This window comes from Maledivibacter halophilus, from assembly GCF_900167445.1.
Taxonomy (GTDB): Bacteria; Bacillota; Clostridia; order Peptostreptococcales; family Caminicellaceae; genus Maledivibacter; species Maledivibacter halophilus.
Window position 1 is genome coordinate 319,755 of the sequence record NZ_FUZT01000002.1, and the last position, 16,154, is coordinate 335,908.

Annotated in this window: 15 protein-coding genes and 1 CRISPR repeat array; of the genes, 12 read left to right on the top strand and 3 right to left on the bottom strand. The window is 31.5% G+C overall.

Annotation, left to right across the window (positions count from 1 at the left end):
• Positions 1–144: 144 nt before the first annotated feature.
• Positions 145–522 (bottom strand): hypothetical protein, encoded by a 378-nt coding sequence (locus B5X81_RS05380; protein WP_079489944.1) that lies wholly within the window; start codon positions 520–522, stop codon positions 145–147.
• A 71-nt stretch (positions 523–593) separates the two neighbouring features.
• Positions 594–794 carry a helix-turn-helix transcriptional regulator gene (locus B5X81_RS05385; protein ID WP_079489945.1) on the bottom strand — a complete coding sequence of 67 codons (201 nt, stop codon included), beginning with the start codon at positions 792–794 and terminating at the stop codon, positions 594–596.
• 189 nt (positions 795–983) lie between these two features.
• Here B5X81_RS05385 and B5X81_RS05390 point away from each other — a divergent pair, with 189 nt between their 5' ends.
• From B5X81_RS05390 to hepT, 3 genes are all read left to right on the top strand, one after another.
• On the top strand, positions 984–1,331 hold the full coding sequence (locus B5X81_RS05390; protein ID WP_079489946.1) for a helix-turn-helix domain-containing protein: 348 nt from the start codon (positions 984–986) through the stop codon (positions 1,329–1,331).
• A gap of 615 nt (positions 1,332–1,946) precedes the next feature.
• Positions 1,947–2,369, top strand: a complete 423-nt coding sequence (mntA, locus tag B5X81_RS05395) for a type VII toxin-antitoxin system MntA family adenylyltransferase antitoxin (RefSeq protein ID WP_079489947.1) — start codon at positions 1,947–1,949, stop codon at positions 2,367–2,369.
• The gene (gene hepT, locus B5X81_RS05400; protein WP_079489948.1) at positions 2,356–2,772 is read left to right on the top strand and encodes a type VII toxin-antitoxin system HepT family RNase toxin; all 417 of its coding nucleotides are present in this window, start codon (positions 2,356–2,358) and stop codon (positions 2,770–2,772) included. Before mntA ends, hepT begins: the two co-directional genes overlap by 14 nt.
• A 192-nt stretch (positions 2,773–2,964) precedes the next feature.
• A CRISPR array of direct repeats spans positions 2,965–3,259; the repeat unit is 30 nt.
• A 265-nt stretch (positions 3,260–3,524) separates the two neighbouring features.
• Here hepT and B5X81_RS05405 read toward each other — a convergent pair.
• Complete coding sequence (locus B5X81_RS05405; protein ID WP_079489949.1) at positions 3,525–5,213, bottom strand: methyl-accepting chemotaxis protein; 1,689 nt, start codon at positions 5,211–5,213, stop codon at positions 3,525–3,527.
• A gap of 253 nt (positions 5,214–5,466) precedes the next feature.
• Between B5X81_RS05405 and B5X81_RS05410 the strand changes: the two genes are divergently transcribed.
• The 9 genes from B5X81_RS05410 to cobO all read left to right on the top strand — a co-directional run bounded on the left by B5X81_RS05410 (position 5,467) and on the right by cobO (position 16,136).
• Entirely contained in the window at positions 5,467–5,748 is a 282-nt protein-coding gene (locus B5X81_RS05410) for a hypothetical protein (RefSeq protein ID WP_079489950.1), read from the top strand.
• Between the two features lie 254 nt (positions 5,749–6,002).
• Complete coding sequence (locus B5X81_RS05415) at positions 6,003–7,133, top strand: PfkB family carbohydrate kinase (RefSeq protein WP_330397335.1); 1,131 nt, start codon at positions 6,003–6,005, stop codon at positions 7,131–7,133.
• Positions 7,133–8,050 (top strand): pseudouridine-5'-phosphate glycosidase, encoded by a 918-nt coding sequence (locus tag B5X81_RS05420; protein ID WP_079489952.1) that lies wholly within the window; start codon positions 7,133–7,135, stop codon positions 8,048–8,050. Before B5X81_RS05415 ends, B5X81_RS05420 begins: the two co-directional genes overlap by 1 nt.
• Before the next feature lie 372 nt (positions 8,051–8,422).
• Entirely contained in the window at positions 8,423–10,516 is a 2,094-nt protein-coding gene (locus tag B5X81_RS05425) for a sigma 54-interacting transcriptional regulator (protein WP_079489953.1), read from the top strand.
• 412 nt (positions 10,517–10,928) lie between these two features.
• A complete protein-coding gene (locus B5X81_RS05430) occupies positions 10,929–11,708 on the top strand; it encodes an enoyl-CoA hydratase/isomerase family protein (protein ID WP_079489954.1) in 780 nt (259 codons plus the stop codon).
• A gap of 65 nt (positions 11,709–11,773) precedes the next feature.
• Entirely contained in the window at positions 11,774–13,105 is a 1,332-nt protein-coding gene (locus tag B5X81_RS05435) for an acetyl-CoA hydrolase/transferase family protein (protein ID WP_330397338.1), read from the top strand.
• 195 nt (positions 13,106–13,300) lie between these two features.
• On the top strand, positions 13,301–14,506 hold the full coding sequence (locus B5X81_RS05440) for a thiolase family protein (RefSeq protein ID WP_079489956.1): 1,206 nt from the start codon (positions 13,301–13,303) through the stop codon (positions 14,504–14,506).
• Positions 14,507–14,534: 28 nt separating this feature from the next.
• Entirely contained in the window at positions 14,535–15,377 is an 843-nt protein-coding gene (locus B5X81_RS05445; protein ID WP_079489958.1) for a 3-hydroxybutyryl-CoA dehydrogenase, read from the top strand.
• A 243-nt stretch (positions 15,378–15,620) separates the two neighbouring features.
• A complete protein-coding gene (gene cobO, locus B5X81_RS05450) occupies positions 15,621–16,136 on the top strand; it encodes a cob(I)yrinic acid a,c-diamide adenosyltransferase (RefSeq protein WP_170917290.1) in 516 nt (171 codons plus the stop codon).
• Positions 16,137–16,154: the final 18 nt, after the last annotated feature.

Here is a 16,154-nt window from a genome sequence, read left to right on the forward strand (position 1 = left end):
GAACATGTCTTAGGAGAAAATGGTCATCTACAGGATATGGATATTTTAGAGAAAAATAATATTTAGTTATTTTGAGATTAATATAAAATGTCGTCTATCTCTCATGAGCTTAAACACTCTGAGAGGTAGACGACATTTTAAATTTTAAGGAATAGACTTATTTTTTTTACCTAAAAGTTTATTTATAAAATTATGTACGTAAATTAAAAGTGCTTTTTTCTTCTCTGATATCTTTTCTTTGTACTTAAATCTTTGAATTAATTTCTTATTAAGAGATTCTATTTGTATAATTATTTCTAGCTCATAAATTCTTGATTCTATAAAATAAATAATTAGTTTAGATTTGTAGTAAGGTAGGTAATCAAAATCTTTGATTAGATTATATAGTTTTTTTAAGTTTATTAATTCATTTTTTAAATTTTCTATATTATTGTTTTTGATGTTTATTGCTTTATTTAAATTTCTTCTATCTTTTTGGATGTTTTTTATATTAGAAGATATTCTTTCATATAAATTCTTCATAATAACACACCTCTTCTTTTGTATCAAAGCATATTAATTGGGAAGTATAAATATATAACACAAATGTCTCTTTATGGGTCATTAATATTCAAAAAAATATTGTCATCTTTAACTTTAAGGACATCTTTAATTTTAATTGCAACTAAAAAAGATGGATTTTTTGTTCCAATTTCTATATTCGTGTAAGTGCTTCTAGCGATTCCAACTTTTTTTGATATCTCCATATGGGTTAATCCAAGCTTTTTACGTCTGTTTTTTAAATTATATCTCATTCGTATCTTCCTTTCGTAAAGAAATAAAAGATATTACATTTATTATAGTCCCAAATAGAAACTATGTCAACTTTAAAACACATTATTTAATTATAAAAGTTTCTTTTGGGGTCAAAAATAAGATTGATGTTTATTTTAGAAACATAATGGAGTAAAATTTGTATATAGAATTAATTGAGAGGTGCAATTATGAATTTTTCTAGTAGACTTAAGAAATTAAGAAAAAATAGAGAATTAACACAAGAAGAATTTGGAAGAAAAATAAATAAAACTCGTTCTACTATAGCTGGATATGAGACAGAGAGAAAAGAACCAGATTATGAAACACTAAAATCTATTGCAGATTTTTTCGATGTTTCTTTAGACTATCTTCTTGGAAGGTCAGATATTGTTAAATATGAGAAGACTATAGAAAGTGATGATATTATTAATATTAAAGAATTTCCTGATGAAGCTAAAAAACAAATTAAAGAATATATTGAATTTATAAAACAAAAATATAATGTAGATAAATCATCGAAAACAAATAAAAGCTAGATTTATACTATAAAAAATATCTAGTAATTAGAACTTTTATTTTAAATTTGAATCATAAAAAGCAATAAAAAAATGTCGTCGATCACCAGTAGTGTAAAAACCCCGGGAGGTCGACGACAATTTTATTTTTGAGTATTTATAGTAATTACAATGATTTTAGGATTTTGTATAAAAAAAGAAGGATTTTTTTGATTTGTGTAGAAAAATAGGAATATAGTATTTTCAAGGGGAAAATGGGGTTTATAGATTACCTATGAGGGATTGAAATTATTTTTGATGCTTTGAATATTGCAAATGCTTTTATGTTTATAGATTACCTATGAGGGATTGAAATTTTCTTAAAGAAGCTTGGAAAAATAATTGCAAAGTGGTTTATAGATTACCTATGAGGGATTGAAATGAGCTATGCAAATACCTAAACTTGCTGAAGGCGGAATGTTTATAGATTACCTATGAGGGATTGAAATGTAACTGCCAATGTATATATTATAGATTTATTTCTTTGTTTTTAGATTACCTATAAAAAGTTGTAATAATAATTATTGTTTAGTAGAATAAACGTATAATAATCTATTTTAGTATATGTTAGAAATATTTATAAGAAGAAGGTAGAAGATGGATAATATATTAATAAATAAAATTATAAAAATATTGAAAGAAAACAAGAAAATTATTATTGCATATATATTTGGTTCTGTTGCTAATGGAAAAGATACTAATGGTAGTGATATTGATTTAGCAATCTATGTTTCAGGGAAAGAATTAGATACATTTGAATATTTAAATTTAAAAAGAAAATTAATGGATGTATGTGATAGAGAAGTAGATATAGTAATTTTGAATAATGCTAATCCCTTGATAAAGCATGAAATATTTAGAGATGGTAAGAAGCTTTTTTCAAGAAATGAGAAGATGGAAAATAATCTTATAGTACATTCGTTGTTTGAATATGAAGATATGAAGAAGTATTATGATTTATCATATAAATGTATGATAACCCGTATAAGAAAAGAGGTTGAAATAAATGGTGAAAATTAAGGTCTTAAAGAATAGATTAGAACAATTATATACTTCTATAAATAAGATCAAAAGATATGAAGATATTTCCTTAGAAGAATTTTTAGAGGATGATATTATTCAAGATGTTGTTGAGTATAACCTCTTTATAGCAATAAATATGATGATTGATATAGCGGTCCATATTGTTATAGATAATAATTTAGGAAAAATTAATACTATGGGAGAAGCTTTTGAAATACTTTGTAAAGAAAAATATATTACAAAGGATGAGATGATAATATATAAAAATATAGTAGCTTTTAGAAATATTTTATCCCATGAGTATGTGAAAATAGACAAGAAAATGGTATATGAAATTATGAAAAAGAATCTAGTTGACTTTGATAAATTTATACTATTTATCAATGATAATTTTATATAAATTATATTAGAAGGCATAAATTTTTTAGTGTCGTCGACCACCAGTAGTGCAAAAACCTCTGGAGGTCGACGACAATTTTATTTTTGAGTATTTGTAGCAATTGGAATGCTTTTGAGTTTTTATGTAAAAAAAGAAGGATTTTTTTGATTTGTGTAGAAAAATAAGAATATAGCATTTTCAAGGGGGAAATGGGTTTATAGATTACCTATGAGGGATTGAAACTAATCTAAGTTTCCCCAGTTTTGTGCAAGGGCTTCGGTTTATAGATTACCTATGAGGGATTGAAACACGTATCTAAAATTGGGATTCTACTATAATTTTTATAGTTTATAGATTACCTATGAGGGATTGAAACGCAGGGATTATTAATAACCCTACAACACCAGGTATGGGTTTGTAGATTACCTATAAGGGATTGAAACAATTCTTTACTTGTTCCTTTTCAAGTTCTTTTTCAGTTTATAGATTACCTATAAGAGATTCAAATAGAGAACTACAACTACTTAAATGAAACTTGGAACCAATCTTCAAAATTTTTTTATTACAAGACAAAAACCTCATTTCTGATTTATATTGCCAGAAAGGAGGTTTTATTTTTATTATAATATATGTCCTATTATGGATAAACAATTTTAAAACTCAATTTATACATTTTAAAATATCCATGATTCTAGGCTTGTTTTGATGTATAAATTAACTATTTTGCTGGAATATCTATATATTACCTTTAATGAATGATTTTGTATTCATTATTACAGCTTAAACTTAGAAATAGCTTCTTGTACCTCTTGAGATATCTGTGATAAACCTTCGCTGGAGTTTGCGATTTCCTGCATAGAGGCCAGCTGCTCTTCAGTTGAAGCTGATGCCTGCTGGGTACTTGCAGCATTTTCCTGGGCAATTGCAGATAGATTTTGAATAATATTGACTATTTCTTCTTTTCTTTCTTCAACTGCTTTTTCTGAATCAGTTAATTTATTAATTCTATCCTCGGTTATGTTAATGGAGTTTGCAATTTCTTCGAATTTTTCCTTTGTGATTATAACACTTTTTTCTTGGTCTTGAGCTATAGATTTTAAACTATCCATAATTTCAACAACATTTTTAGAATTAAATTGTAGTTCCCTTACAATATCATCAATTTCCTTTGTAGACTTATTACTTTGTTCAGCAAGCTTTCGAATTTCCTCTGCAACGACTGCAAAGCCCTTTCCAGCTTCTCCAGCCCTTGCTGCTTCAATGGCTGCATTTAGAGCAAGTAAATTTGTTTCTTCAGCTATTGAAGCTATAACATTACTAGCCTGTCCTATTTTCTCAGCACTTTTATTGGTACTCATAATACCTGCATATATATGATTTGTTGCATCTGCATTTTCAGCGGATTTGTCTGTTAATATTCCTACTGTTTTTAAACCTTCATTTATAAGAGATACAACCTTATTGGAAGCATCATTTACTTCCTGCATATATTTTTGATTTATTTCTATATATTCACCTAATTTCAAGGTTTTTTCAACGCCATTTTCCGTATCCTTGGATTGATCCGTTGCTCCTCTGGCAATTTCTTCAATTGTCCTGGCAACTTCTTCCGATGCATTTGCCAGTTCCTGTGAAGTGGCCGTCAATTCTTCAGAAGAAGCTGCAACTTGTTCAGAAGAGTTTGCTATACTATTTATTAATTCCCTTAAATTTTTAGTCATTTTATCAAAGGCATTTGTAAGATGTCCTATTTCATCCTTTTTATTGAGGAGTTTACTTGATATTTTCTGACTAAGATCTCCTGCGGCAATACTATTTGCTTGTTTTACAACCTCTCTAATAGGCTTTGTAATATTGTTTACCAGATATGTAATTAAAGCAAAGATACAAGCGATAATAATTATTATTAAAATAATAATATTTCTTATTGAGTTGCTAATACCTTTTTCAATGTTAGAAATAACTTCTTCATCATGTTTTTCTGCAAAATTTAGCCATTCTTCAGTTATTTTTTTAATTTCAGTTACATTATTTCTACCCTCTGTGGCCTTTGCCATAGCTTCACTTTCATTTCCAGATTTAATTAGGCCAAAGACATCCTTTGCTATCTTAGAATACTCTTGATTAATTTCCTTGACTCTTAATAGATTTTTCTTTGAGTCATCTGTCTTAATTTTTTCTTCTATTTCCCTGTAGGAATTTTCTAGCTTCTCGTTGATTTCTTCAAACAATAGAGGAAAACTTTCATCCTTATAAATAATATAGCCCCGAACTGCAGCAATTTGTTCTAAATTTGCTGAACGTATTTCTTCTATATGTTTTTCTACAGGGATATTAGAATAAACAATTTCACCATAAGTATCGTTTACAGAGTTCAGTTTTGATATTAATACAATACCTACTACTAACGTGGAAAGAATTACAATAAAAAAACTAATAGACAATTTTTTCTTAATATTCAACTTTTCATCTCCTTAATTAACACAAAAATGTTCTTCATAATTCTACATAATATTACAACATTCCACATTATATCACATCCTTTAAATTATGAAAGAGGAAGTATATTTAATAGGAAGATAGACCTATATATTAAGAATAATATTATAATTTTTTAAAAATCATTAATATTTCTAATTGACTTTTATTATATATAAAGGAATTTTAAGGATTTTATCGAAAATATTATATACATTACTTAGGAGGATCAAAGATATGAATTATAAAAAGCTCAATAGATTTACCAAAGAAGGAATAATAGAATTACTTATTGTAATAAAAAAGCTGGGATTACCCTTCATTATATTAGGAGGATTATTTCTATTATATAGCTGGATAGATGGGAAACCGGCCGTATCCTTTAGTCAGCTGATAATGACTTTTCTCTTTTTAGCTGTATTTCAGGTGGAGTTTGAGAATCTTTGGCTTGAAAAAGAGGTAAATGAATTAAAGAAGCGTCTAAAAGATTTAGAAGATGAAAATATAAAATTAAGTTAAACAGAAGAAAAATTTTAAGATTTCTAAGAAAAAACTGGGATAGAGCCTTTACTATAGATGAAATTAAAGATAAGGTTTTAAGAAAACTAGAGATTGAAGGAGTATTAGGAAATTTAAATTATCTAAAGGCTGTTGACAAAGTAGAAGTCATAAATGAAGGAGCAAATGACAAAGAGCTATTATGGAAATATAAAGATATTGGATTTTAATCTTGATTTTATACATAAACAATGATAATATAATAAACATAAGTTTTGTTTATAAACACAAGTTTAGAAAAAGAAAAGGTGAGCCAATTGACTGGTAGGGAAAAGGAAATACTAGATATGATACGAAATACCCCCATGGTTTCTCAGCAGGAGATTGCAGATGCTTTGGGCATTGCCAGATCTTCTGTGGCAGTTCACATAGCTAATCTCATGAAAAAAGGTTATATAAAGGGAAAAGGATATATATTAAAAGATAGGGATTATGTAACTGTAATTGGAGGGGCAAACATCGATATAATTGGATTTCCTACAGATGTACTTAAAATGGAGGATTCAAATCCCGGTAAGGTAAAAATATCCCTTGGGGGTGTAGGGCGGAATATATCTGAAAATCTGGCTAAGATGGGTGTAGATACTAAGCTTATAACTGCTGTAGGTGATGATGTATACGGTAGAAAGATATTAAATGAATGTAAATTGTCTCAGATTGATATGGATAATTCTCTAATATTAAAAAACCTGCCTTCTTCAACATATCTTTCGGTTTTAGATGAAAATGGAGATATGAAGTTAGCTTTATCTGATATGGATATTACAGATGAAATAAATATTGATTTTATTAGAGAAAAATCATTAATTATTAAAAATTCCAGATGTGTAGTTGTAGATACAAATTTAAAGAAAGAAGTTATAGAATATCTAGTTACAAATTTTAAAGGAATAGATTTTTTTGTTGATACAGTATCTACTGTGAAGGGGAAAAAGATAAAGAATTTTATAGGTGCATTCCATACCATAAAGCCCAATAGACTTGAAGCCGAAGAGCTGACGGGAATAAGGATAGATGGAGAGAAGGATATAAAGAAAGCTATAAAATACTTTCTGGATTCTGGAGTCAGGAGAGTATTCATTAGTCTTGGTAAGGATGGCATATACTATGGTGATAACCAAAATACAGGATATATTAAACCACAAGAAATAAAAATAATTAATGCCACAGGGGCTGGTGATGCATTTACTGCTGGACTTGTATATAGCTATTTAAATGATTTTGACATCAAGAATAGCACAAAATTTGCAATGGCTGCATCATTAATTGCATTGAGCCATGAAAATACTATTAATCCCAATATGTCCATAAAAAGAATAGAAGAAATAATGAAGGAGATGAAATAATGCTTAATAAATATTTAGAAATAAATCCTAAGGTAGATAAAGCTTTAAAAGAAAATAGACCAGTAGTGGCACTAGAATCAACTATTATATCCCACGGTATGCCCTATCCACAAAATGTAGAAACAGCTTTAAAGGTAGAAGAAATAATTAGAGATAATGGAGCTGTGCCAGCTACAGTAGGAATAATAGAAGGAAAAATAAAGGTCGGACTAACCCCTGAAGAAATAGAGCATATGGCAAAAAGTAAGGGAGTAGTAAAGGTTAGTAGAAGGGATATACCCTTTGTAATATCTAAAAAGCTTGATGGAGCCACAACTGTGGCAGGTACAATGATAGCTGCAAACTTAGCAGGGATAAAGGTTTTTGCAACTGGTGGAATCGGAGGGGTTCACAGAGGTGCTGATAAGACCTTTGATATTTCTGCCGACCTTATGGAGCTTGCTAATACAAATGTGGCTGTAATATGTGCTGGAGCCAAGGCTATATTAGATATAGGCTTGACATTAGAATATCTTGAAACCCATGGAGTACCTGTAGTAGGATTCAAAACTGAAGAATTTCCTGCCTTTTATACTAGAAAAAGTGGGTTTGGTGTAGATTATAGGGTTGATTCTGCCAAGGAATTGGCAGCTGCTGTTAAAACAAAGTTTGATTTAAGTTTAAAGGGTGGATTAGTGATAGGGAATCCTATTCCAAAGGAATGTGAAATGGATTATGAGCTTATAAATAAAGCAATAGAGGATGCCTTAAAGGAAGCTGAGAGGCAAGGAATTAAAGGAAAAGAAACAACTCCATTTCTTCTTTCAAAGGTTAAAGAGATAACTGATGGAAAAAGCCTTAAATCAAATATTCATCTTGTGTATAATAACGCAAAGGTTGGAGCTAAATTAGCAGTAGAATTATCAAGACTAGACTAATATATTTGAATAAAATATTGTCGTTCCATAGAAATTTCCCGGGAAATCGACGATATTTTTGTTGTGTTACGGTATATTTATCTAAGTATTATAAATTGAATTGAAGATAAAAAATATATAGGATTTTAATGTCGTGGACCTAAAATAGTATAAAAAACTTAAGGGGTCGACGACATTTTGATTTTTACACTAAGTTTCTTTATTTTATGATATAATTTTAACATGGATTATTATTCCAATTTTCTCAAGTAATCACCGATCAAGGGAATCTATGAAATTTATAATAAAAAAATATTTAAATGAATGCTATAAAAATAAAATTCTAATTTCTAATTCTTCTAAGGTATAAAAAAACGCAGGGAGGGGAATTAAATGAAAGCTAGTATCAAAAATATTATGAAGCGGCACCCTGTAACTGTGAGGGATAATGATAAAATTACTGAAGTAATCAGTTTATTAAATGAAGGTAAAGAAGGCATAGTAGTTATAGATGACTATGAAAAGCCTGTAGGTATTATTACTAATAGTATTCTTTCCCAATCCTTAGCCAAGGGAATTCCTGTAAATGAATATGTAACAGCAATTATGGAGCGTAAATTTCAAGTTGTTTACTCTAAAGAGTTTCCTGAGAAATGCACTGGCGAACAAGAAGTTTGGCCTGTTTTAGAGGAAAATAAACTTATTGGTACCGTTACTCTAAAGACTCTTTTAAATTACTGGAAAAAAACAGGAAAAGAAAGTAAAGATTATTTATCGGCTTTGGCACAATACTCAACTAATGGAGTCATTATTATTGATGAATTTGGATATATTAAAGTGTACAACAAAATGGCAGAGAAAATTTTGGGAGTTTCTAAAGATAGAGCTTTGGGGTGGGTAATTACTGATATACTTCCTCATTTTTCTTTAATGAATAATATAAAGAATAGAGAGACTCAAATAGGAGAAAAGTTATTCTTGGAGGATGATACTACGGTGGTTTGCAATCGCTTTCCTATTAAGCATAGAGATAGGATAGTAGGTGCCATCTGTATATTTTGCGACATATCACAACAAGAAAAGCTATCTAATGATTTAGAATTAAGTAAGAAATATAACAAGGAAATGGACAATATTATTGAAGCATTTTCAGATGGAATATATATTTCTGATGGAGAAGGTTTTGGCCTTAGAGTTAATAAATCTTTACAACGTATTGCTGGAGTGACGGCAGAGGATTTAATTGGTAAATATATTTCAACTGCAGTAAAGCAGGGTGTAATTTCTAGTTCCGTTACCATCAAAGTTTTAAAAATGAGAGAAACTGTTACGATTACCCAAAGGATTAAAGGAGAAAAAGAGTTTCTTGTTACAGGCACACCTGTTTTTGACGAAAAAGGTAAAATAAAAAGGGTAGTTACTACTATTCGGGATGTAACAGAGCTAAATAATTTACAAAAAAAACTTACTGAAAGCAATGAACTTACTTGGAAATATTACAATGAGCTTATGCTCCTTCGTAAGAACAGGTTTGCTAAGGGTGATTTGGTATTTAAAAGTCAAAAAATGAAAAGAATTGTTGAACTCGCTAATAAGGCTGCTCTGTTTGATTCTACCTGTCTGCTATTAGGGGAATCTGGAGTTGGAAAAGATGTAATAGCTAGCTTAATATATTCTAATAGTTTAAGACAAAACGAGTCCTTTATTAAACTTAATTGTGGTGCCATTCCCCCAAGCTTATTAGAAGCAGAGCTATTTGGATATGAAAGAGGAGCCTTCACAGGTGCACGTAAGGAAGGTAAGCCTGGAATGTTTGAGTTGGCTAATAAGGGCACGCTGTTCTTAGATGAAATAGGTGAATTGCCTTTGAATCTTCAAGTTAAGCTGCTTCATGCTATTCAAGATATGCTCATTTCTAGGATAGGTGGCACTAAGCCTATTCAAGTTGATGTTCGTATTATAGCAGCTACCAATCGTAATTTAGAATGTATGATTCAGAAGGGACAATTCCGTAAAGATCTTTATTACCGACTTAATATTATTCCAATTGAAATTCCACCCCTACGTGAAAGACCTGAGGATATTTTACCTTTAATTGAATTATTTTTACGACAGATGAATAAAAAATATAATAAGAACAAGCAATTAAAACCCGAAGCTATTGAGTATTTACTAAATTATGAATGGCCCGGGAATGTTAGAGAATTAAAGAATATTGTAGAAAGGTTAGTGGTAATTAGTAGTGGAGAATTAATAGAAATTAAGGATTTGCCTGAAAGTTTGAAAATTAACAAGTTAAATAAAGTAGGAAAAGATTATAGATTTAATTGTAAGAGTAAGCTAAAGGAAGTAATTGAGGATGTAGAAAAAGAGTTTTTAAAAGAAACTCTTAAAAATTATAAAAGTTTACGTGAGGCGGCTAAGGTATTAGGTGTAGACCATTCTACCCTATCTAGAAAAATTAAAAAATATAGACTTTTCTTATAATATTTAATGGAGGAATATTTGTTGCAAGTATACACCGTTGCAAAAAAACAACAAACATTGTATATATGTCCGCTAGCATTGGAAAATAAATATTCTTAATATTTTTAATTATATTAAAATTTTTAAATGGTGCAATACTGCACATGCTTTTTTTAAAAAAAACCACGAATACACGTGGTTTTTTAGATGGCATAGTTTTTGCCTATTTAATAGTGTGTTGATAGAAAGGAGGAAAGGTTAAAGGAGCTAAACTCCATTGTTTTTTTGAAGGTAAAGGAAACTATTCTACTGAAGGTCGTTATCGTATGGCTGCTCTATTTATAAGAGAGTGAACTAATTATCAAAATACGAGGGTAGTATTTAGGTAAATAAATATAGTTCATTCATTAATAATGATAAGGAGGAAAATCAATTGGAGAAAAATATTATATTAGAAAAAGAAAAAGGGATAGCTACTATTATTATGAATAGAACGAAGGTGCTTAACACCCTTCATCCTGATTTAATCACAGAGTTTCTTACAGCATTAAAAGATGTGAAGGAAGATGACGAGATCAAAGTTATAGTTGTGACTGGTGCAGGAAGAGCATTCTGTGCTGGCGGAGATTTACCATATATAGAATCTATTGATAATCCTATTGATGGAAAAAAATATATAAAGATGGCAGGTAGTATAGTAATGGGTATCACAAAAATGGAAAAACCTGTAATAGCAATGGTTAACGGTGTGGCAGCTGGAGCCGGATTTAATATTGCTCTTGCATGTGATATTATTTATTGTTCTAAGTCTGCACGCTTTGCCCAGAGCTTTTCAAAGGTTGGGCTAGTTCCAGATTGCGGTGGATCCTATTTGTTACCAAGAGCTGTTGGAAGTCATAAAGCTAAAGAATTAATGTTTACTGGAGAATTAATTAATTCAGAGACAGCATATGAGCTTGGATTTCTAAACAAAGTTGTTGATGATGATAAATTAAAAGAAGAAACATATAAGTTTGCTGAAAAATTAGTGAAAGCTGCTCCTATTCCACTTGCATTCATTAAAACAAGTGTAAATCAAAGTGAAAGATTAACCTTAGAGGATGCATTGGAAGTTGAAAGTGATAAACAGAGTTTTTGCTTGCAGACCCAGGATAATAAAGAGGGAGTAAGGGCATTTAAAGAAAAACGTGCACCTATTTTCTCAGGAAAATAAATTCTGACGTTAGAATAAATAAATCTAATTATCATGAGAGGAGTCAAATAATTATGAATAATTTTATGGAAGAATATAAAAGAAAGCTTGTGACTGTTGATGAAGCAGCAAAAGTGGTTAAATCAGGGGATTGGGTGGAGTATGGTCCCGTTCTCAACTGTGCTGTTGATTTTGATGAGGCCCTTGCAAAACGCAAAGACGAGTTATGGGATGTAAAAATTCGTACTGCCATAGGGCCTTATACTCATTATACTATCGAAGCTGATCCAAGCGGTGAACATTTTGTTTGGAGTTCATGGCATCAAGCCGGTCAAGATAGAAAGTATGCTAACAGCAAGAATCTTTATTTCTGTCCCATGAACCTCAGTGAGCTTCCTCAGATGACTAGACAAGACGCTATTCCATCTGATGTTTTTGTGGTTCAGACTACTCCTATGGATAAGCATGGTTATTTCAACTTTGGATTGAGTTCACTACATGCCATCGCAGCAATAGAAACAGCTAAGATTGTTATATTCGAAGTTAACGACAAGATGCCCCGTTGTCTGGGAGGAAATCAAGAATGTGCACATATTTCACAGGTAGACTATGTGTTTGAAAGTAAGGGTAAATCTGTTGCGGCTTTGCCAGCAATTCATCCTAATGAAGTAGAAGAAAAGATTGCAGGTTTTATTCTTGAACGTCTTTATAACGGCTGCTGTATACAGTTGGGTATTGGTGGTGTTCCAAATGCTGTAGGAAAGATGGTAGCACAATCAGATTTGAAAGATTTGGGTGTACATACGGAAATGTATGCGGATGCTTATGTGGACATGAGCAAAGCTGGAAAGATTACTGGAGCATGCAAGAATATTGATAAATACAAGCAGGTTTACTCTTTTGCAATGGGAACTTCAGAAATGTATGATTTTATCGATGAAAACCCAGGTTTAGCGTCTTACTCTATAGATTATACAAATGATCCTGCTGTCATTGCACAGATCGATAATTTTGTATCAATAAATGCAGCTGTAGAGATGGATTTATTTGGACAGATTTGCTCTGAAAGTATTGGAACTAAACAGATAAGCGGTACAGGAGGACAACTTGATTTCGTAATAGGTGCTTATCACTCCAAAGGGGGACAAAGTTTTGTTTGCTTGCCTTCAACTGTAACTATAAAAGGGAATGTATCTTCAAGGATTAAGCCTACTATTACTCCTGGAGGAATTGTTACAGACCCAAGAACATGTACTGATATGGTTGTGACTGAGTACGGTATTGCAAAAATTAAAGGTCAAAATACTTGGCAGAGAGCTGAAAATCTAATCAATATTGCCCATCCTGATTTTCGTGATGAATTGATAAAAGAAGCAGAAAATATGAAAATTTGGAGAAGAAGCAACAAAAGAGGTTAATTTAATAGAAAATTATAGGGTGTGAAATTCTGAATTTATCTTTTTTATAAGGCTCCCACTTCTATAAGTGAGAGCTAGAATTTTCTTTAGGTCAAGTAAAGTTTCGATTTAGAGCTTAGACCTTCTGCTTAAGCAGAAGGAGCTCACTAAAGCTAGTACACAGCTAAAAAAAACTTTTGCTAAAGGGGGAAAAATATGAAAATAAATGAAGTAGTAATAGTCAGTGCTTGTCGAACTGCAATTGGCAAATTCTTAGGTGGTCTTAAGGGAATATCTGCTAGAGAATTAGCTATAACAGTTGGTAAAGCTGCTATTGAAAGAGCTGGAATATCTCCTGATATTATAGATGAGATTTGCATGGGACAGCTTTATACTGGAATGCAGGGTTCACTGCCAGCAAGACAGGTGGGTATGAGGATTGGACTTCCTCATAGAAGTGGTGCTGTTAGTGTTAATCAAAACTGTACTTCCGGTATGAGAGCTCTGGAAATTGCATGTCATAATATTATGCTTGGCAAAACAGAAATTGGACTGGTTGTAGGAGTAGAAAGTATGACCAATGCTCCATATTTACTTCCTAAAGGCAGAATGGGATACAGAATGAATGCAGGAACTATAGAAGATTCAATGATTCATGATGGATTATATGATGAATTGATACCAGGGCACATGGCAATGACTGCTGAAAATGTTGCTCAGAGATATAATATCACACGGGAAAAATGTGATAAGTTGGCCTTAACAAGTCATACTCGAGCCACCAAAGCTATTGAAGAAGGTAGATTTGACAGGGAAATTGTACCTGTTGAGATTCGATCAAGAAAAGGAGTTAAAATATTTGATACAGACGAGCATCCCATTAGAGATGCCAGTATTGAAGCTATGAATAAACTAAAACCGGTATTCAAAAAAGATGGAGTTGTTACTGCTGCCAATGCTTCCGGTATAAATGATGGAGCAGCTGCAGTAATAGTAATGTCTAAAAATAAAGCTAAAGAAATGGGTATTAAACCATTATTAAGATTAATCAACATTTGTGGTGAAGGTGTAGACCCAAAGGTAATGGGGTTGGGTCCTGCTGTTGCTATTCCAAAGTGTTTAAAGCAAGCAGGTTTAAAATTTGAGGATATAGAATATTGGGAAATTAATGAAGCCTTTGCAGCTCAATGGTTGGGAGTAGGTATAATGCTAAAAGAGGATTTTGGCATAGAACTGGATTTAGATAAAGTAAACCATAATGGCTCTGGAATTTCTCTTGGACATCCAGTAGGATGTACAGGACTTCGTATTATAGTTTCTCTTTACTATGAAATGGAAAGGTTAGGTTCTAAAATAGGCGGAGCTTCTTTATGTGTAGGTGGAGGGCCAGCAATGGCATCATTATGGACTAGAGATATCTAAATTTTGTAAATAAGGGAGGTGTTATACAATGAAAAAGATAATGGTAGTTGGTGCTGGCACTATGGGAGCAGGTATTGCTCAGGTGTTAGCTCAAGCAGGTAATCAAGTGGTTTTAAGGGATATTGAGCAGCGGTTTATAGATAAAGGATTAGCTGCAATAAGCAAAAACTTAGATAGATTAGTAAAAAAAGAAAAAATAACATTAGAAGCAAAAGTTGAAGTAGAGGGACGTATTATAGGTTCATTATATTTAGAAGATGGTAAAGATGCAGACATTGTAATTGAGGCAATAGTAGAAAATATTGAAGCTAAGAAAAAAGTTTTTAGTGAATTAGAAAGTATTTGTCAGCCTGATACAATTTTGGCTTCAAATACCTCGAGTATTAGTATAACAGCTATTGCAGCTGCTACTAAGCGTCCTGACAAGGTTATTGGTATGCATTTTTTTAATCCAGTACCAGTGATGAAATTAGTAGAAGTAATCAAAGGTGCGGGAACTTCTGAGGAAACTTTTCAAAAAATCTACGAAACTGTTAAGAAAGCAGGTAAAACACCGGTAGCAGTAGAAGAAGCTCCAGGGTTTGCAGTAAACCGTGTTCTTGTGCCTATGATAAATGAATCAGTGTATTTATTAATGGAAGGTATTTGCAACACTGAGGATATTGACACTGCAATGAAATTAGGAGCTAACCATCCAATTGGGCCCTTAGCCCTTGCTGATATGATTGGACTTGATGTTTGTCTAGCCGTAATGGAAGTTTTATATTCAGAATTTGGTGATAGTAAATACCGCCCTTGTCCTCTACTGAAAAAAATGGTAAGAGCAGGTTATTTAGGACGCAAGTCAGGGAAAGGTTTTTATACTTACTAGATGAAGATAATATTAATGAAAAATATTATCAGAAATCATCGGATTTTGTATCCGATGATTTTACTTTATATGGTTTTGGCCATATAAACTTATAAAAATATGAAGACAATTGAAGGAATTATAACAATCATATAGAAGAAAAGTAGTAATATATGAATACCATTTTTTTAGGAGCAGATAATATGAAAAGAGATATAGGCTGGTATTATTATTTAAGACATCTAAAATAAGAGGAGGATTAAAATGGAAAAAGGATATATACATATTTATACAGGCAATGGTAAAGGTAAAACCACAGCTGCATTGGGATTAGCTTTAAGAGCCTTGTGTGCCGGCAAAAAGGTATATATGGGACAGTTTGTTAAGGGCATGAAGTACAGCGAGGTAAAGGCCCAGGAATATCTGTCAGGATTCAAAATTGAGCAGCTTGGAAGAAGCTGCTTTATAGACAGAGTTCCTGAGCAGGAAGATATTGAGGCAGCTAAAAGCGGACTTGAAAAGTGTAAAGAAATACTTTCCAAGGGCGAATATGATTTAGTTATTTTAGATGAAATAAATATAGCACTATATTTTAAACTATTTGATGTAGAAGATGTTATAAAAATGTTAGAAAAAAAGGCTGATCATGTTGAGGTTATTCTTACGGGACGATATGCTCCGAAGGAATTAATAGATATAGCTGATTTAGTTACTGAAATGAAGGAAATAAAGCATTATTATACACAAGGAGTTATGGCAAGAAAGGGAATAGAAAATTAAGAATCGCTGGGTTTTTTG

Bases quoted from the DNA above. Each gene is read 5' to 3' on its own strand.
- B5X81_RS05380 (WP_079489944.1), bottom strand. From the start codon at position 522: ATGAAGAATTTATATGAAAGAATATCTTCTAATATAAAAAACATCCAA.
- B5X81_RS05385 (WP_079489945.1), bottom strand. From the start codon at position 794: ATGAGATATAATTTAAAAAACAGACGTAAAAAGCTTGGATTAACCCAT.
- B5X81_RS05390 (WP_079489946.1), top strand. From the start codon at position 984: ATGAATTTTTCTAGTAGACTTAAGAAATTAAGAAAAAATAGAGAATTA.
- mntA (WP_079489947.1), top strand. From the start codon at position 1,947: ATGGATAATATATTAATAAATAAAATTATAAAAATATTGAAAGAAAAC.
- hepT (WP_079489948.1), top strand. From the start codon at position 2,356: ATGGTGAAAATTAAGGTCTTAAAGAATAGATTAGAACAATTATATACT.
- B5X81_RS05410 (WP_079489950.1), top strand. From the start codon at position 5,467: ATGAATTATAAAAAGCTCAATAGATTTACCAAAGAAGGAATAATAGAA.
- B5X81_RS05420 (WP_079489952.1), top strand. From the start codon at position 7,133: ATGCTTAATAAATATTTAGAAATAAATCCTAAGGTAGATAAAGCTTTA.
- B5X81_RS05425 (WP_079489953.1), top strand. From the start codon at position 8,423: ATGAAAGCTAGTATCAAAAATATTATGAAGCGGCACCCTGTAACTGTG.
- B5X81_RS05435 (WP_330397338.1), top strand. From the start codon at position 11,774: ATGGAAGAATATAAAAGAAAGCTTGTGACTGTTGATGAAGCAGCAAAA.
- B5X81_RS05440 (WP_079489956.1), top strand. From the start codon at position 13,301: ATGAAAATAAATGAAGTAGTAATAGTCAGTGCTTGTCGAACTGCAATT.
- B5X81_RS05445 (WP_079489958.1), top strand. From the start codon at position 14,535: ATGAAAAAGATAATGGTAGTTGGTGCTGGCACTATGGGAGCAGGTATT.
- cobO (WP_170917290.1), top strand. From the start codon at position 15,621: ATGGAAAAAGGATATATACATATTTATACAGGCAATGGTAAAGGTAAA.